The organism is Geodermatophilus sp. SYSU D01045, assembly GCF_054050295.1.
In genome coordinates this window covers 38,123-54,183 of record NZ_JBJGZB010000005.1, presented here as the reverse complement: position 1 = coordinate 54,183, position 16,061 = coordinate 38,123, and the positions used below count along the sequence as shown (strand labels likewise).

The following is a 16,061-nucleotide window of genomic DNA, read 5'->3' as shown; positions in this document are numbered from 1 at the left end:
CGGCGACGGGAACCTCGGCGGGAGGTGCACGTGGCCGCTCCGGCGGGGACGCCCGGGATGCCGCGGACCATCGCGACGCCCGACCAGCGGCTGCGCGTCTTCGTCTCCTCCACGCTCGAGGAGCTGGCGGCCGAGCGGCGCGCGGTCCGCGACGCCGTGGCCCGGCTGCGGCTGACCCCGGTGATGTTCGAGCTGGGCGCGCGCCCGCACCCGCCGCGCGACCTCTACCGCGCCTACCTCGCGCAGAGCGACGTCTTCGTCGGCGTCTACGGCGACCGCTACGGCTGGGTGGGCCCGGACATGGCGGTGTCCGGCCTGGAGGACGAGCTCGTCCTCTCCGAGGGCATGCCGCGGCTGCTCTACGTCCGGACGCCGGCGCCCGGCCGCGACCCCCGGCTGGCCCGGCTGCTGGAGCGGGTGCAGGCCGAGGGCGGCGTGTCGACCACGCCCTACCGCGACCCGGCCGAGCTCGCCGAGCTGGTCGCCGACGACCTCGCCGTGCTGCTCAGCGAGCGCTTCACCCGGCCGGTCCCGGCGCCCCCCGGGCTGGCCGCCGGGTGGCTGCCGACGCCGCCCACGCCGATGGTCGACCGCACCGCCGAGCTGGCCGGCGTCACCGGGCTGCTGGGCGACCCCGCGGTGCGGCTGGTGGTGCTCACCGGGCCCGGCGGCATCGGCAAGACGCGGCTGGCGCTGGCCGCGGCCGCGGCGGTGGAGCCCGACCGGGACGGCGTGTGGTTCGTCGACCTCTCCGGCGTCCGCGACCCCGCCGACGTGCCCACGGCCGTGGCCGCGGCGGTCGGGGTGTCCGCCGAGGGCAGCCGCCCCCTCCTCGACCAGGTGGCCGACCGGCTGGCCGGCCGCCGGGCGCTGCTGGTCGTCGACAACCTCGAGCAGGTCACCTCCGCCGCCCCGGACCTCGCGACGCTGCTGGCCCGCTGCCCGCTCACCCAGCTGCTGGTCACCAGCCGCACCGTGCTGCGGCTGCGCGGCGAGCACGACGTCCCGATCGAGCCGCTGGGGACGCCGGCCGCCGGCGACGACGACGGCACGGCTCCCGCGGTGCAGCTGTTCGTGGCCCGCGCCCGCCAGGCCGACCCCTCCTTCGCGCTCACCGGCGCCACCGCGGGCCCGGTCGCCGAGCTGGTGCGCCGGCTCGACGGGCTGCCGCTGGCGGTCGAGCTGGCCGCGGCCCGGGTGCGCACGCTGCCCCCGCGGCTGCTGCTGGCCCGCCTGGACCGGGCGCTCGACCTCGGCGACCCCGACGTCGACGCCCCCGACCGCCAGCGCACCCTGCGGTCCACCATCGCCTGGAGCCACGACCTGCTCGACGAGCGCGGCCGGGCGCTGCTGGCGCGGCTGTCGGTGTGCGCCGACGGCTGCACCCTCGACACCGCCGAGGTGGTGGGCGCCGGCCGGGACGAGGACGGAGCCGGCGACCTCGACGTCCTGGAGACGCTGTCGGACCTGGTCGGGCACAGCCTGGTCACCCCCACCGACACCGGCGACGGCGAGCCGCGGTTCCGCATGCTCGAGCTCGTCCGCGCCTACGCCGCGGAGCGGCTGCGCGAGCGGGGCGAGGAGGAGGCGACCCGGCTCCGCTGGGCGCAGCACCTGGCCCGGATGGGCGCCGAGGCCGGCGCCGGGCTGGCCGGCCCGGCCGCGCGGCTGTGGCGGGACCGGCTGGACGCCGAGACCGCCGACCTGCGCGCCGCGCTGCGCTGGGCGGTGGCCACCGACCGCGCGGACCTGGCCGTGCGGCTGACCGCGCCGCTGGTCCGCTGGTGGTGGGCGCGCGGCCTGCTGCCGGCCATGGCCGAGCTGGCCGAGCAGACGGCGGCGCTGCCGTCGGCGGCCACGCTGCCGCCGGACCTGGCCGGCCGGCTGACCTGGGCCCGCGCGTCGCTGCGGATCGCTCTCGGCGAGCGGACCGGTGCGGCCGGCCTGCTCGAGGGCGTGGTCGACGACGCCCGCCGCCGCGACGACGCGTGGCTGCTGGGCCACTCCCTCGGCGCGCGGGCGATGACGCTGTCCCCCGCCGACCCCCGCGTCGTCCCGCTGCTCGACGAGGCGCTCGCCCAGCTGCGCCGCAGCGGGGACGGATGGTCGGTCGCGTTCAGCGGGATGCTCCGCGTGGCCGTCGCGCTCGCCGGCGGGGACGCCGCCGGCGCCGAGCGGGTCGCGGGCGAGGCGCGGGACCTCGCCGCCGCGGCCGCCGACGACCAGCTCGCCGCGCTGCTCGGTGACGCCCTGGCCCTGGCCGCGCTGCTGGCCGGCGACCTGCCCCGCGCGCGGGCCCGGCTGGACGAGGCGGTGGCCCTGCACCGGCGGACCCGTGACCTGGAGGGCGCCGCGACCTGCCTGGAGGTGCTCGCCGCGCTCGCCCTCGCCGAGGGCCGGCACGCGGCGGCGGCCCGGCTCGTGGGCGCGGCCGACACCGCCCGCGCCGGACTCGGGGTGGCCCGCTGGTCCCCGCACCAGGCGCTGGCCGACCGGCTGCGGGAGGCGCTGCGCGCCGCGCTCGGGGACGACGAGGAGGCGCGCGGGCGGGCCGCCGGCGCGGCGCTGGGCCCCTGGGCCGCGCTGGACGAGGAGCTCGCCCGGCCCGGCTGACCGGCCGGCCGGCCGACCCCGGTCAGCCGACCGGTACCGGCGGGTACTGCGGCAGCGGCGCGGTCCCCGGGTGGGCCACGGTGAACCGGCCGAACTCGTCGTCCCGGCCGGGGTGCACCGGCGCGGGGGCGGCGTCCGCGGTCCCGAGCGGCCGGCCCGCCGGCAGCGTGCTGCGGTACTCGACGGCACGGAAGGCGGCCAGCGGCGCGAGGACCAGGCCGAGGGCGCGCAGCGCGTCGGCGACCGGGTGCTCCCCCAGCACGAGGTCGGCGCCGCCGGGCCCGGGCCGGGCCTGCCACCGGGCGAGCACCGGGATCCGCGTCTCCAGCAGCCGCCCGCCGCGCACCGACCACAGCGTCCGCGCCCGGCTGCCGCGCAGCGCCGGACCGCGGGCGCGCACGGTGTGCACCAGCACGCCGGCGCCGGCCTCGGACAGCCGGACCCGCTGCCGCCCGGGCTCGTCGAGGAAGTCCATGTCGCCGAGCCACTTCGGCAGCCCCCACTCGGCGCGGCCGAGGTCCCGGGCCTCGCGGGAGGTCACCGGCAGCTGCAGCACGAAGCCGCCGACCGCCGGGCGCCCTCCGCGCACCGCCCGGCCCGCGACGACCGCGGCCGTCACGCCCACCTCGCCGTAGGGCGCCAGCGCGTGCGTGCCGCCGTCGGGGTCGGTCCAGGTGACGGTGCGGTAGCGGAAGGCGTGCACCGCGACCGGCGTGCGGCCGCCGGGCAGGGCGAGTGGCCGGAGCAGCGGCCGGCCGCCGTCGCGGGGCAGCAGCGCGGCGACCGCGGCGGCCGAGGCCAGGTGGTAGGTGCTGGCCACCGCCGCGTCGTGGTAGGCCAGCGGCAGCCGCACGGGACCGGTCACGGCGCCCAGCACACCGGGGCGCGGCCCGGACCGGCAGGGCCGGAGGTCCCGCGGCTTCCGCTGGGTGGGAGACTGGCGGGGTGGCGGGCGGCGCGGGAGAGCGGGGACGGTCGGTGACCTCGCGCGCACTGGCCGTCCTCGACGCCTTCGACGCGAGCACCCCCCGGCTGACCCTCACCGAGATCGCCGAGCGGTCGGGCACGCCGCTGACCACCGCCCACCGGCTGCTCGCCGAGCTCACCGGCTGGGGCGCGCTGTCCCGCCGCGCCGACGGCCGCTACGAGATCGGCCGCAAGCTCTGGGACCTCGGCCTGCTCGCCCCCGTCTCCCTCGAGTTGCGGCAGGTGGCGGCGCCCTACCTGCTCGACGTGCACACGGCCACGCGGGACACCGTCCACCTCGCCGTCCGCGACGGGCTCTCGGCGCTCTACGTCGAGCGCATCTCCGGCCGCGAGTCGGTGCCGGTGGTCAGCCAGGTGGGCAGCCGGCTGCCGCTGCACGCCACCGGCGTGGGCAAGGTGCTGCTGGCCGCCGCCCCCGACGACGTCGTCGCCGAGGCCCTGGCCGCGCCGGCCCGCGCCACCCGGCACACCGTCGTCGAGCCGGCCCGGCTGCGCCGGGAGCTCGCCGAGGTGCGCCGCCGCGGCTGGGCGCGCACCGCCGAGGAGATGTCGCTGGGCACGCTGTCGGTGGCCGTGCCGGTGCGGGTGGAGCGCGGCGGCAGCACCGCCGTGGCCGCGGCGCTGGGCATCGTCGTCCCCAGCCACCGGCGCGACCTCCCCCGGCTGGTGCCGGTGCTCGAGGTGGCCGCCCGGGGCATCGGCCGGGCGCTGGCCCGGGCGGCGCACCTGGGGTGATCGGCACTTCCGCTGAGCGGCAGGCCGAGGTGTCCACCCGCGGGTAGCCCGGGTCACACTCGCCGGCATGCGCACCCAGGTGGGGATCATCGGCGCCGGCCCGGCCGGCCTGCTGCTGTCGCGGCTGCTCGCGCTGCAGGGCATCGACTCGGTGGTGCTGGAGAACCGCTCGCGGGACTACGTCGAGGCCCGCATCCGCGCCGGCATCCTCGAGCAGAACACCGTCGACGTCCTCACCGAGGCCGGCATGGGCGACCGGCTGCACCGCGAGGGGCTCGAGCACCGCGGCATCCACCTGCAGCACCCGGGCACGCGGCACACGCTGGACTTCCCCGAGCTGTGCGGCCGGCGGGTGTGGGTCTACGGGCAGACTGAGGTGGTCAAGGACCTCGTCGCCGCCCAGCTCGCCGGCGGCCCGCCGCTGCACTTCGAGGTCTCCGACGTCGCGATCGAGGACGTCGACACCGACGCCCCGCGCATCCGGTTCACCGACGCCGACGGGGTCGCGCAGGTGCTCGAGTGCGACGTCGTCGCCGGCACCGACGGCTTCCACGGCCCGTCGCGCGCCGTCGTCGCCGAGGGCACGCAGCAGCGGCTGTGGGAGCGCACCTACCCCTACGCGTGGCTGGGCATCCTGGCCGACGCCGCCCCGGCCACCGACGAGCTGATCTACGCCTGGCACCCCGACGGGTTCGCGCTGTACTCCATGCGCTCGCCGAAGGTGTCGCGGCTGTACCTGCAGGTCGACCCGTCGGAGGAGATCGAGGACTGGTCCGACGACCGGATCTGGGAGGGGCTGGCCACCCGGTTCGCGCTCGAGGGCTGGGAGATCAACACCGGCCCGGTGCTGGAGAAGTCGATCCTGCCGATGCGCAGCTTCGTCAGCGCGCCGATGCGCCGCGGCCGGCTGTTCCTCGCCGGCGACGCCGCGCACATCGTGCCGCCCACGGGCGCCAAGGGCCTCAACCTCGCCGTCGCCGACGTCGTCCTGCTCTCCCGCGCGCTGGTGCGGCTGCTGCAGGAGAAGGAGACCGACCTCGCCGACGCCTACTCCGACACCGCGCTGCGGCGGGTCTGGCGGGCCACCCACTTCTCCTGGTGGATGACCTCGATGCTGCACACCACCGGCGACCCCTTCGACGCCGAGCTGCAGCTGTCGCAGCTGCGCCGGGTGTGCACGTCGGAGGCCGCCGCCCGCGAGCTCGCCGAGAACTACACCGGCCTGCCGCTCTAGCCGAGCAGCTGCCGCACCCGCCCGGCGGTGCCGTCCGCCAGCGGCAGGTGCGGCAGCACGCCGGTCACCTCGCCGGGCTCCAGCCCCTGCTCGGCCAGGACCGCCACCAGCCGGGCGGCGGCGTCCGGAGGAACCGGGGAGGGCAGGCCGGCCTCCCGGACGGCGGCCAGCGCGAGGAACAGCGCACCCGACAGGCCCTCGTCCGGCTCGGGCTCTCGACCGCCGCCCGCCCCGCCCGGCGCGGCCGCGGCGCGGGTGGCGGCCTCGGCGGCGCGGACCAGCGACAGCGGCAGCCCCTCCGACTCCACCTCCAGCAGCGGCGTGCGGCCCAGCGCGGCGAGCACGAGGTGCTCGGCCTCGGTGCGCAGCGGCTCCTCCCACTCCATCGCGTGCACGACCTCGCCCAGGTCGGCGCCGTCCTCGCCGAGCTCGTCGAGCAGCTCGGCCCACTGCGCCGGCCGGGTGCGGCGGGCGCGGTCGGCGGCGAGCACGCAGGTCTCGCGCACGAACGGCTCGAGCACCTCGCGGTCGAACCGGTCGGCGAACACGGTGCCGTCGGCGTCGACGGCGTTGAGCGCGTCCTGGAAGCTGCCCGGGCGGGCGTCGCCCAGCTCGAGCCGGCCGTCCTCCTCGCCCGACAGCGGCTGCCCGGTCGCGGCGCGGTCGCCGATCGTCGAGCCGGTGGCCACCAGCCGGCCGCGCAGCCGCAGGTGGTGCGGCCGGTCGGACAGCCCCACCGCCCAGGCGCAGGCCTCGGCGATCAGCGCCGCGCGGCGCTCCCGGAGCACCTCGCGGCCGAGCAGGCCGAACCAGTCGACGTCGAAGGTGGAGCCGTCGAAGGAGGCGATGCTGTCGAAGGAGCTGTCGAACACCCCTCCTTGCTACCCCTCTCCCAGCGGTCCGCGGAGGAGTTCCGTCACGGTGGCCGCCGCCCCGCGGGTGCGCAGCGAGTCCAGCGCCGCCGCGTAGGCGGCCGTGAAGCGGGGCCGGTCGCCGAGGTCACCGAACAGCTCGCGGTCGGTCAGCGGGGCGAGCGGGTCCTCCCGGGACCGGCGCGCCGCGGCGACCAGGCGGTCGCGGCGGGCGTCGACCAGCCCGGCCGCGTCCCCGCGCCGCTCGAGCGCGTGCACCCACGCCGCGACCACCGCCGCCGAGCGCCGCACCTCGCCGCCCCGGTCGAGGTTCGCGCGCAGCACCGGGAACAGGAACTGCGGCAGCCGGTCGGAGGCGTGCTCGACGAGCCGGGCGAGGGTGTCGCGCACGTGCGGGTTGCCGAAGCGGGTGACCAGCTCGGCGCGGTAGCGGCGCAGGTCGGTGCCCGGGACCGGCGGCAGCGTCGGCGTCCCCTCCTCCTCCAGGTAGCCGACCAGCAGCTCGCGCAACAGCGGGTCGCGGGTCGCCTCGTGCACGTGCTCGTGGCCGAGCAGCGGGCCGAGGTGGCCGAGCACCTGGTGACCGGCGTTGAGCAGCCGCAGTTTCATCAGCTCGTACGGCGCGACGTCGCCGACCACCTGCACGCCGACGTCCTCCAGCGGCGGCCGCCCGGCCGGGAACGCGTCCTCCAGCACCCACTGCGTCCACGGCTCGCACACCACCGGCCAGAGGTCCTCGACGCCGAAGGTCGCGGCGAGCCGGGCGCGGTCGTCGTCGGTGGTGAGCGGGGTGATCCGGTCGACCATCGACGACGGGAACGGCACCTCCCGGGCCACCCACTCGCCGAGGGCGTCGTCGCGCAGCCCGGCGAAGGCGGCGAAGCTGCGCCGGGCCAGGTCGCCGTTGCCGGGGACGTTGTCGCAGGAGGCGACGGCGAACGGCGGGAGCCCGCGGGCGCGGCGGCGCACCAGCGCCTCGGTGACCAGGCCGAACACCGTCACCGGCGCGGCGTCCGGCCGCAGGTCGGCGAGCACGGCGGGCGCCGTCGCGTCGAACTCGCCGGTGGCCGCGGACGCGTTGTAGCCGCCCTCGGTCACGGTCAGCGTGACGATCCGGGTGCCCGGCGCCGCCATCGCCTCGACCACCGCCCCGGGGTCGTCCGGCGCGAGCCGGTAGCCCACCAGCGAGCCGACCACCCGGGCGGTGAGGTGACCGTCGGGGTGCTTCTCGACCAGCGTGTACAGGCGGTCCTGCGCGGCCATGACCTCGGCCATCCGGCGGTCCGCGGGCAGCACGCCGACCCCGCAGACCCCCCAGTCCTGCCCCGCGCCGGCCTCGAGCAGCCGGTCCAGGTACAGCGCCTGGTGCGCCCGGTGGAAGCCGCCGACGCCGAGGTGGACCACCCCCGCCCGCACCGCGGCGCGGTCGTAGCGCGGCGTCCACACCGACGCGGGCAGCTCGCCCAGCGTCGCGGCGCTCAGCCGGGTCATCGGCGCTCCTCGGGCTCCGGGTCGGGACCTGCCCCTACCCCGCCCGGGCGGGCACCGGCACCCGCTGCAGGTCGGCGGCGACGACGAGGTCGCCGTCGAACTCCTCCCGCGCCTCGTCCGCAAAGGCGCGCGGGTCGGCGTAGCGCTGGGAGAAGTGGGTGAGCACCAGCGTGCGCACCCCCGCCTGCGCGGCGACCCGGGCGGCCTCGCGGGCGGTGAGGTGCCCGTACCGCTGGGCCAGCGCCGCGTCGGCGGCGAGGAACGTCGCCTCGACCACCAGCAGGTCCGCGCGGTCGGCGAGGGCGGGGACGGCGTCGCACATGCGGGTGTCCATGACGAAGGCGAACCGCTGCCCGGGCCGCGGCGCGCTGACCTCGGCCAGCCACACCGTCCGCTCCCCCACCCGCAGCACCCCCTCGCGCTGCAGCCGGCCGACGTCGGGACCGGCGACGCCCGCCCCGGCCAGCCGGTCCGGGAGCATCCGGACGCCGTCGGGCTCGGTCAGCCGGTAGCCGAAGGACTCGACCGGGTGGCTGAGCCGGCACGCCTCGAAGACGCCGGCGGGGTCGTCGGCCAGCCGGCCGTCCCCGGACACCGGCTCCTCGCGGATCTCGGCGAGGTCGGCGAACGGGGTGGCGTGCCGCAGCCGGTCGAAGAAGGCCTGCCCTGACGCCGGGTAGTGCGCGACCACCGGGTGCGCGACGCCGTCCAGCGACATCCGCTGCACGACGCCGGGCAGGCCCAGGCAGTGGTCGCCGTGGAAGTGGCTGAGCAGGATCCGGTGGACGGCGCTGCTGGGCACCCCGGCCAGCAGCATCTGCCGCTGGGTGCCCTCGCCGGGGTCGAACAGGAAGCCGCGGCCGTCCCAGCGCAGCAGGTACCCGTTGTGGTTGCGGGTGCGGGTGGGCGCCTGGCTCGCGGTGCCGAGCACGACCAGCTCCCGCGCCGCAGGTGAGGTGCTGGAACGGCCTCCCTCCAGGGTCCCGCGCCGAGCCTGCGAGGCGTGGGGGGAAGGGAGGTCCTCCATCAGCCGAACAGGTCGGACAGGAAGGACTCCTTGCGCTTCTTGCCGTGCGAGCCGTAGGAGCCGTGCGACGACGAGTGCGAGGACCCGCGCACCGCGCCGAGCACCTCGTTCACCACGGCACCGAGCCCCGCGCCACCGGCGGCCGGGTACTGGCCGCCGTGCTGCTGCGGTGCGCCGTGCTGCTGGGGCGGCTGCTGGGCACCGTGGCCGCCGGACTGCGCGGCGGCCGGCGCGGCGTGCCAGGAGTTCTCGGCGTCGATCAGCCGCTCGAGCTCCCCGCGGTCGAGGAAGATGCCCCGGCACTCGGTGCACTGGTCGACGTGGACGCCGTTGCGCTCGTAGGTGCGCATCGTGCCGTGGCACTTGGGACAGACGAGATCCATGCCGCACGGTACGACGCACGCGGGACCCCCGGAGACCGGGACCGCGTGCCAGGGTGCGCGCCCGTGAGCACAGAGCGCACGGTGACCCTCCGCTTCGGCACGGCCTCCCGGCGGAGCACCACCCACACCAACCTCTCCGCCGTCCGCAGCGACGGGCCGGTCCTGTGGGTGGCCGGCGACGAGACCGCCACGATCGAGCGGCTGGTGGCCGACGACCCCGCCGACCCCACCTCCTACGGCGACCAGACCACCTTCTCCCTCGCCGACCTGGTGCCGCTGCCCGGCGGCACCGGCCCCGGGGTCGAGGAGGAGGCCGACATCGAGGGCCTGGCCCGCACCGGCGACGCGCTGTGGGCGGTCGGCTCGCACAGCCTGCGCCGGCGCCGCATCCGCGACGAGCACGACGGCGAGCGGGCGCTGCGCCGCCTGGCGCGGGTCACCGGCCAGCCGCGCCGGCAGGTGCTGGTGCGCATCCCGGTGGTCGACGTCGACGGGCTGCCCACCCTGGTGAAGGACGACGGCGCCCGCAGCGCCGCCGTGTTCGGCACCCGGGGCAGGGACCTGCGCGAGCTGCTCGCCGACGACGAGCACCTCGCCCCGTTCCTCCCCATCCCGGGCAAGGACAACGGCCTCGACGTGGAGGGCATCGCGGTCTCCGGCGAGCGGGTCTTCCTCGGCCTGCGCGGCCCGGTGCTGCGCGGCTGGGCGGTGGTGCTCGAGCTGCGGCCGGAGGTCGACGAGCGCGACCCCACCCGGCTGCGGCTGCGGCGGTTCCCCGGCGGCCGCCGCTACCGCAAGCACGTGCTGCGGCTGGCGGGCCTGGGGGTGCGCGACCTGTGCCCGCAGGGCGAGGACCTGCTGGTGCTCGCCGGCCCGACCATGGACCTCGACGGGCCGGTGTACGTCTACCGCTGGCACGGCGCCCTCACGGCTGAGGAGCCGACCGTCGTCCGCGGCGACCTGCTCACCCGCGAGCTGGCGCTGCCCTTCGGGGACGGCGACGACCACGCCGAGGGCATCGGCCTGCTCGGCGACCCCGCCGACGGCCGGCTGCTGGTCGTCCACGACAGCCCGGCGCCGGCGCGGCTCACCGACGACGGCGGCGTGCTCGCCGACGTCGTCCGGCTGCCCTGAGCCGCTACCCCACCCGCACCGGCCTGGCGGCGACCACCCCGGCCGCCGCCAGGCCGAGGCCGACGGCGAGCAGGAGCAGCAGCGGCGCGGTCCACCCGCCGGTGGCCTCCGACAGCGCGCCGACGACGACCGGGCCGAGCGCGCCGAGGCCATAGCCGACGAGCTGGCTCATGCCCGACAGCCGGGCCGCGGCGTCGGCGTCGGCGGCGCGCAGCACCACGAGGGTGACCGCCAGCGCGATGCCCGCGCCCTGCGCCAGCCCGCCGACGACCGCCCACGCGGGCCACGCCCCCGGCGCCACGAGCAGCCCGGCGACCGGCACCACCCACAGCGCGGCGACCCCGAGCGCGAGCCCGGCCTGCCCGGACGTGCGGGCGAGGACGGCCGGCACCAGCAGGCTGCCCGCGATGCCGAGCGCCTGGTAGACCGAGGCGGCCACCGAGCCGGTGGCGGCGTCGGTGCCGGCGCGGTCGGCCAGCAGCGTCGGCAGCCACGCGGTGAGCGAGAAGTACAGCGTGGAGTGCAGCGCCTGCACCGCGGTCACCGCCCACGCGGTCGGCGACCGCCACAGCGGCCGCGCGCCGCCGGACCGTACGGACGGGGCGGGGCCGGCGGCGTCGGCGTCGCGCGCGGCCGCCGCCCAGACGACCGCCGCGGCGACGGCGAGCACCCCCTCCGCGGCGAGCGCGCCCCGCCAGCCGAGCACCGCCGCCAGCGGTGCGGTGAACGCCGCGCCCGCGGCGGCGCCGGCTACCAGGGCCGCGGTGTACAGGCCGGTCACCGTGCCCGCGCGCCGGCCGAACCCGGCCTTGACCACGGCGGGGAGCAGCACGTTGCCCACCGTCATGGCCGCGCCGGCGAGGAAGGTGCCGGCCAGCAGCACCGGGGCGCCGTCGAGGACCCGCAGCCCCTGCGCGACCGCGAGCAGCACCAGCGAGCCGAGGACGGCCGCGCCCGCGCCGGCCCGGCGCCCGACGGCGGCCGCGGCCGGCGCCAGCAGCGCGAAGCACAGCACCGGCAGCGTGGTCAGCAGGCCGGCGGCGGCCGCGGACAGGCCGAGGTCGCCGCGGACGTCGTCGAGGACGGGGCCGACGGCGGCGATCGCGCCCCGCAGGTTGAGCGCCGTCAGCAGGACGGCGGCCAGCAGCAGCCGGCCGCCGGGGGACGCGGCCGGCACGGCCCCATCCTGCGCCGCCGCCCGCGGACCCGCCGGTTCCGGACCCGGTGCGGATCGTGAAACACGAGCCGCTAGTGTCCCAGCCGTCCGTGGCCCGGGTCACACCGTCGTACCGGGCCGGAACGCTGGAGGTCTCCTTGCCCCTCTCCGTCCCCCGGCGGCTGCGCAGGTCGCTGCTCGCCCTCCTCGCCGGCACCGCGCTCACCGCGGGCGCCGTCGCCGCCGCCGCTCCGGCCGGCGCCGCCCCTGGCGGCCCGCGTGACCGCGCGCCGCTGGTCGTCCAGACCGACGGCGGCGCCGTCCAGGGCAGCCGGCCCGGCGACCACCGCCTCTTCGAGGGCATCCCCTACGCCGCCCCACCGGTCGGCGAGCTGCGCTTCCGCCCGCCGCAGCCGGCCGCCGGCTGGTCCGGCACCCTCGACGCGACCGAGCCGGGCAGCCCTTGCCCGCAGGTGTCGAGCCTGACCAACCCGACCTCCTCGACGGACGAGGACTGCCTGTACCTCAACGTCACGACCCCGTCGGGGCTGGCCACCGACCGGCGCGACCTGCCGGTCATGGTGTGGATCCACGGCGGCTCCTGGCGCACCGGCAGCGGCGACCGCTACGACGCCGGTGCGCTGGCGCTCGAGGGCGACGTCGTCGTCGTGACGGTCAACTACCGGCTCGGCCCGCTCGGCTTCCTGGCCCAGGACGACCTGTCCGCGGCCATCGGCGGCGCGGGCTCCGGCAGCGCCGGGCTGCTCGACCAGCAGGCCGCCCTGCGGTGGGTGCAGCGCAACGTCGCGGCCTTCGGCGGCGACCCGGACAACGTGACGATCTTCGGCGAGTCGGCCGGCGCGTCCTCGGTGTGCGCGCAGCTGGCCTCCCCCACGGCCGCCGGCCTGTTCGACAAGGCCATCGCGCAGAGCTACAGCTGCGCGACCCGGTACGCGACGCTCGACGAGGCCGAGACCGTCGGCGCGGGCGTGGCGGCCGCCGTCGGGTGCACGGGCAGCGGGCCGGCCGTCGTCGCCTGCCTCCAGGCCGCTCCCGTGTCCACGCTGCTGTCCCGGTGGCCGGCGAGCGGCGGTTCGTTCGTCGTCGGCGGGTCGTCGCTGCCGGTCCAGCCGGCCGACGCCATCACCTCGGGGAACTGGAACCGGGTGCCGGTCGTCCACGGCAACCTGCAGGACGAGAACACGCTGTTCACCCCGCTGGGCATCCCGACGGCGCAGCTGCCGCGGTACCTGGACCCGGCGGCGCACGACGCGATCCTGGCCGAGCGGTTCGGTCCCCGGGCCGGCGAGGTGGCGGCGCGGTACCCGCTGGCGGAGTACGGCTCGCCGCTGCGGGTGCTCGCCGCGGTCGCGAGCGACACCGGCAGCGCGCTGTCGACCTGCCAGCACGTCGACGCCTACGAGGCACTCGACCAGCGGCCGCGCAACGACCGGGTGTACGCCTACCAGTTCCGCGACCAGGGCGCCGACCCGCTGCTGGACTTCTCGCGGGCGCCGTTCTCCTTCCCCGCGGGGTTGTACGACGAGGGCGCGCAGCACGCCGGCGAGCTGCCCTACCTCTTCCCCGGCCTGTTCGGGGACGGGCTGACCGCCGAGCAGCAGCAGCTGGCGACGACGATGGTGCGCTACTGGACCAACTTCGCCGCCACCGGCAACCCCAACGGCAGCGGCGTGCCGGCCTGGCACCGGTACTCCGGCCCGTCCGACGTCCAGGGCCTGGACGTGACCTCGCAGGGCGGCGTCGGCCCGGTCGACGTCGCCGCGGACGCGGACTGCGCGTTCTGGGCGGGCCGCTGAGCACCTGAGTACCTGAACAGCACGCGCCCGAGCACCACCCCGGGCCCCGGGAGCGGCACGTCCGGTGACCGCCACCCGGGGCCCGGGGCACGTCCCGCCCCGCCCGCCCCACGCCCCGAGAGCCGGATCTACTGATCGGTAACAGATGTGGGATCGTCGGGGAACACGTCGAGACGGCGTCACACCGCCGTCAGGAGAGAGGTCCCATGCGGTTGCAGCTTTCCCCGGAGATGGAGGCCTTCCGGGATGAGATGCGCACCTTCTTCACCACCCAGGTGCCGCAGGAGATCCGCGACACCGTCGCGGCCCACCGCCACCTGACCCGCGACCAGTACGTCGAGGCCCAGCGCGTCCTCAACGCCGCCGGCCTGGCGGTGCCGCACTGGCCGGTCGAGCATGGCGGCCGGGACTGGACGCCGCTGCAGCGCCACATCTGGCGCGAGGAGATGCAGCTGGCCAACGTCCCCGAGCCGCTCGCGTTCAACGCCAGCATGATCGGCCCGGTCATCGCGAGCTTCGGCAACCAGGAGCAGAAGGAGCGCTTCCTGGCCAAGACCGCGAACCTCGACATCTGGTGGTGCCAGGGCTTCTCGGAGCCCGACGCCGGCTCCGACCTCGCCTCGCTGCGCACCACCGCCGTCCGCGACGGCGACGACTGGGTGGTCAACGGCCAGAAGACCTGGACCACCCTCGGCCAGTACGCCGACTGGATCTTCTGCCTGGTCCGCACCGACCCGTCCGCCGAGAAGAAGCAGCGCGGCATCTCGATGCTGGTCTTCCCGATGGACACCCCCGGCGTGACCCTGCGGCCGATCCAGCTGATCGACGGCGGCCACGAGGTCAACGAGGTCTTCTTCGAGGACGTCCGCGTGCCCGCCGAGAACCTGATCGGCGAGGAGAACCGCGGCTGGGACTACGCCAAGTTCCTGCTCGGCAACGAGCGCGTGGGCATCGCCCGCGTCGGCGCCACCAAGAAGCTGATCGCCCAGGCCAAGCAGCACGCCCGCGAGGTCGTCGTCGGCGGCCGGCCGCTGTCGCAGGACCCGCGCCTGACCGCGCGCATCGCCGAGCTGGAGAACGAGCTGCTGGCCCTGGAGCTGACCGCCCTGCGCGTGGTCGCCAACTCCGCCGACGGCAAGCCGCACCCGGCGTCCTCGGTGCTCAAGCTGCGCGGCTCGGAGCTGCAGCAGGCCGCCACCGAGCTGCTCGTCGACATCGCCGGCCCGCTGTCGGTCGCGTCCTTCGCCGACGGCGGCTCGCAGGTGCCCCAGTGGGCCCGGGTGGCCACGCCGGAGTACCTGAACTACCGCAAGGTCTCCATCTACGGGGGCTCCAACGAGGTCCAGCGGACCATCATCGCCGGCACGATCCTGGGGCTGTGAGCTAGCAGTGGACTTCCAGTACGACAGCGAGCAGAACGACCTCCGCGAGGCCGTCGCGGGCCTGCTGGGCCGCGCCTACGGCGACAGCGAGCGGCGCCGCCAGGTGGTCGCCACCGACCCCGGCTTCGACGAGAAGACCTGGGCGCAGCTGGCCGAGATGGGCGTGCTCGGGCTGCCCTTCGCCGAGGAGGACGGCGGCATGGGCGCCGGCCCGATCGAGGTGGCCCTGGTCGCCGAGGAGATCGGCCGCGTGCTCGCGCCCGAGCCGTTCGTCGAGGCCGTGGTCCTGGCCGGCGGCCTCGTCGCCGCCGTGGGCACCGCCGAGCAGCGGGCGGCGGTCCTCGGGCCGCTGTCCGAGGGCGCCAGCGTGCTCGCCGCAGCACTCGCCGAGCCCGGCACCCGGTGGAGCCCCGCGGCGTCGGCCGTGACCGCCACGCAGGACGGCGGCACCTGGCGGCTGACCGGCGTCAAGGAGCCGGTGCCGAACGGCGCCCGCGCCGACGTCCTCGTCGTCAGCGCGGTGACCGGGGGCGGCACCGCCCTGTTCCTCGTCCGGGGCGACGCCGAGGGCCTGACCCGCACCGGCTACCGCACCCACGACGGCACCCGCGCGGCCAACGTCACCCTCGACGGCACCCCCGCCGAGCTGCTCGGCGAGGGCAGCGCGGACCGCACCGCCGACGTCGAGCGGGCGCAGGCCCTGGCCCGGATCGCCTACAGCGCCGAGGCCGTCGGGGCGATGGACACCGCGCTGAAGACCACCGCGGAGTACCTGAAGACCCGCAAGCAGTTCGGCGTCACGCTCAACCGGTTCCAGGCGCTGACCTTCCGCGCGGCGGACATGTACGTGTCCCTGGAGCTGGCCCGCAGCACCGCGCTGTGGGCGAGCATGGTGGCCGACACCGGCGGCGACGTCGTCACCGCCGCCGACCGCGCCCGGCTGCAGACCAGCCGCGCCGGCCGGCACGTCGGCAAGGAGGCCATCCAGCTGCACGGTGGCATCGGCGTCACCGCGGAGTACTCGGTCGGCCACTACACCAGCCGGCTGACCGCGATCGACCACCTGCTCGGCGACGGTGACTGGGCCGCCGACCGGCTGGCGTCGACCGTGGACTCCTACCCGACGGTCGACCCGCTGGGCGCGCCCTACACCGGCTGACGAAGGACCCCGTCCTCCCCACCCTCCGCACGCTCGGGGCGGGACCCGGGACGGGGCCGTTCCCGCACCTC

Annotated in this window: 13 protein-coding genes; 7 read left to right on the top strand and 6 right to left on the bottom strand. The window is 77.1% G+C overall.

Annotated elements, in window-relative coordinates:
* Positions 1-30 precede the first annotated feature (30 nt).
* On the top strand, positions 31-2,613 hold the full coding sequence (locus ACI798_RS05660) for an ATP-binding protein (RefSeq protein ID WP_457047440.1): 2,583 nt from the start codon (positions 31-33) through the stop codon (positions 2,611-2,613).
* Between the two features lie 22 nt (positions 2,614-2,635).
* Here ACI798_RS05660 and ACI798_RS05655 read toward each other — a convergent pair whose 3' ends face one another.
* Positions 2,636-3,478, bottom strand: a complete 843-nt coding sequence (locus ACI798_RS05655; protein WP_457047439.1) for an acetoacetate decarboxylase family protein — start codon at positions 3,476-3,478, stop codon at positions 2,636-2,638.
* Between the two features lie 113 nt (positions 3,479-3,591).
* On the opposite strand from ACI798_RS05655, the gene ACI798_RS05650 reads away from it, so the two are divergent.
* Positions 3,592-4,335 carry an IclR family transcriptional regulator gene (locus ACI798_RS05650; RefSeq protein WP_457047438.1) on the top strand — a complete coding sequence of 248 codons (744 nt, stop codon included), beginning with the start codon at positions 3,592-3,594 and terminating at the stop codon, positions 4,333-4,335.
* A gap of 67 nt (positions 4,336-4,402) precedes the next feature.
* Positions 4,403-5,569: a 4-hydroxybenzoate 3-monooxygenase gene (locus ACI798_RS05645; RefSeq protein ID WP_456939537.1), complete on the top strand. Its 1,167-nt coding sequence runs from the start codon at positions 4,403-4,405 to the stop codon at positions 5,567-5,569.
* On the opposite strand, the gene ACI798_RS05640 is transcribed toward ACI798_RS05645, so the two are convergent.
* The 4 genes from ACI798_RS05640 to ACI798_RS05625 are packed head-to-tail and all read right to left on the bottom strand — an operon-like array spanning position 5,566 to position 9,342.
* A complete protein-coding gene (locus ACI798_RS05640; protein ID WP_457047437.1) occupies positions 5,566-6,441 on the bottom strand; it encodes a hypothetical protein in 876 nt (291 codons plus the stop codon). The genes ACI798_RS05645 and ACI798_RS05640 overlap by 4 nt on opposite strands.
* Positions 6,442-6,450: 9 nt before the next feature.
* On the bottom strand, positions 6,451-7,932 hold the full coding sequence (locus ACI798_RS05635; protein ID WP_457047436.1) for a mannitol dehydrogenase family protein: 1,482 nt from the start codon (positions 7,930-7,932) through the stop codon (positions 6,451-6,453).
* Positions 7,933-7,966: 34 nt separating this feature from the next.
* Positions 7,967-8,911: a ribonuclease Z gene (locus ACI798_RS05630; protein ID WP_457047511.1), complete on the bottom strand. Its 945-nt coding sequence runs from the start codon at positions 8,909-8,911 to the stop codon at positions 7,967-7,969.
* 47 nt (positions 8,912-8,958) lie between these two features.
* Positions 8,959-9,342: a TFIIB-type zinc ribbon-containing protein gene (locus ACI798_RS05625; protein WP_457047435.1), complete on the bottom strand. Its 384-nt coding sequence runs from the start codon at positions 9,340-9,342 to the stop codon at positions 8,959-8,961.
* 63 nt (positions 9,343-9,405) lie between these two features.
* Between ACI798_RS05625 and ACI798_RS05620 the strand changes: the two genes are divergently transcribed.
* On the top strand, positions 9,406-10,476 hold the full coding sequence (locus ACI798_RS05620) for a DUF3616 domain-containing protein (RefSeq protein ID WP_457047434.1): 1,071 nt from the start codon (positions 9,406-9,408) through the stop codon (positions 10,474-10,476).
* 4 nt (positions 10,477-10,480) lie between these two features.
* Here the strand turns inward: ACI798_RS05620 and ACI798_RS05615 are convergent, their stop codons facing one another.
* A complete protein-coding gene (locus ACI798_RS05615; RefSeq protein ID WP_456939542.1) occupies positions 10,481-11,653 on the bottom strand; it encodes an MFS transporter in 1,173 nt (390 codons plus the stop codon).
* Between the two features lie 137 nt (positions 11,654-11,790).
* Here ACI798_RS05615 and ACI798_RS05610 point away from each other — a divergent pair, with 137 nt between their 5' ends.
* The 3 genes from ACI798_RS05610 to ACI798_RS05600 all read left to right on the top strand — a co-directional run bounded on the left by ACI798_RS05610 (position 11,791) and on the right by ACI798_RS05600 (position 15,990).
* The gene (locus tag ACI798_RS05610; RefSeq protein ID WP_457047433.1) at positions 11,791-13,449 is read left to right on the top strand and encodes a carboxylesterase/lipase family protein; all 1,659 of its coding nucleotides are present in this window, start codon (positions 11,791-11,793) and stop codon (positions 13,447-13,449) included.
* Between the two features lie 206 nt (positions 13,450-13,655).
* The gene (locus ACI798_RS05605; RefSeq protein ID WP_456939544.1) at positions 13,656-14,831 is read left to right on the top strand and encodes an acyl-CoA dehydrogenase family protein; all 1,176 of its coding nucleotides are present in this window, start codon (positions 13,656-13,658) and stop codon (positions 14,829-14,831) included.
* Positions 14,832-14,838: 7 nt separating this feature from the next.
* Complete coding sequence (locus ACI798_RS05600; RefSeq protein WP_456939545.1) at positions 14,839-15,990, top strand: acyl-CoA dehydrogenase family protein; 1,152 nt, start codon at positions 14,839-14,841, stop codon at positions 15,988-15,990.
* The last annotated feature ends 71 nt before the right edge of the window (positions 15,991-16,061 follow it).

Bases quoted from the DNA above. Each gene is read 5' to 3' on its own strand.
- ACI798_RS05645 (WP_456939537.1), top strand. From the start codon at position 4,403: ATGCGCACCCAGGTGGGGATCATCGGCGCCGGCCCGGCCGGCCTGCTG.
- ACI798_RS05635 (WP_457047436.1), bottom strand. From the start codon at position 7,932: ATGACCCGGCTGAGCGCCGCGACGCTGGGCGAGCTGCCCGCGTCGGTG.
- ACI798_RS05625 (WP_457047435.1), bottom strand. From the start codon at position 9,342: ATGGATCTCGTCTGTCCCAAGTGCCACGGCACGATGCGCACCTACGAG.
- ACI798_RS05605 (WP_456939544.1), top strand. From the start codon at position 13,656: ATGCGGTTGCAGCTTTCCCCGGAGATGGAGGCCTTCCGGGATGAGATG.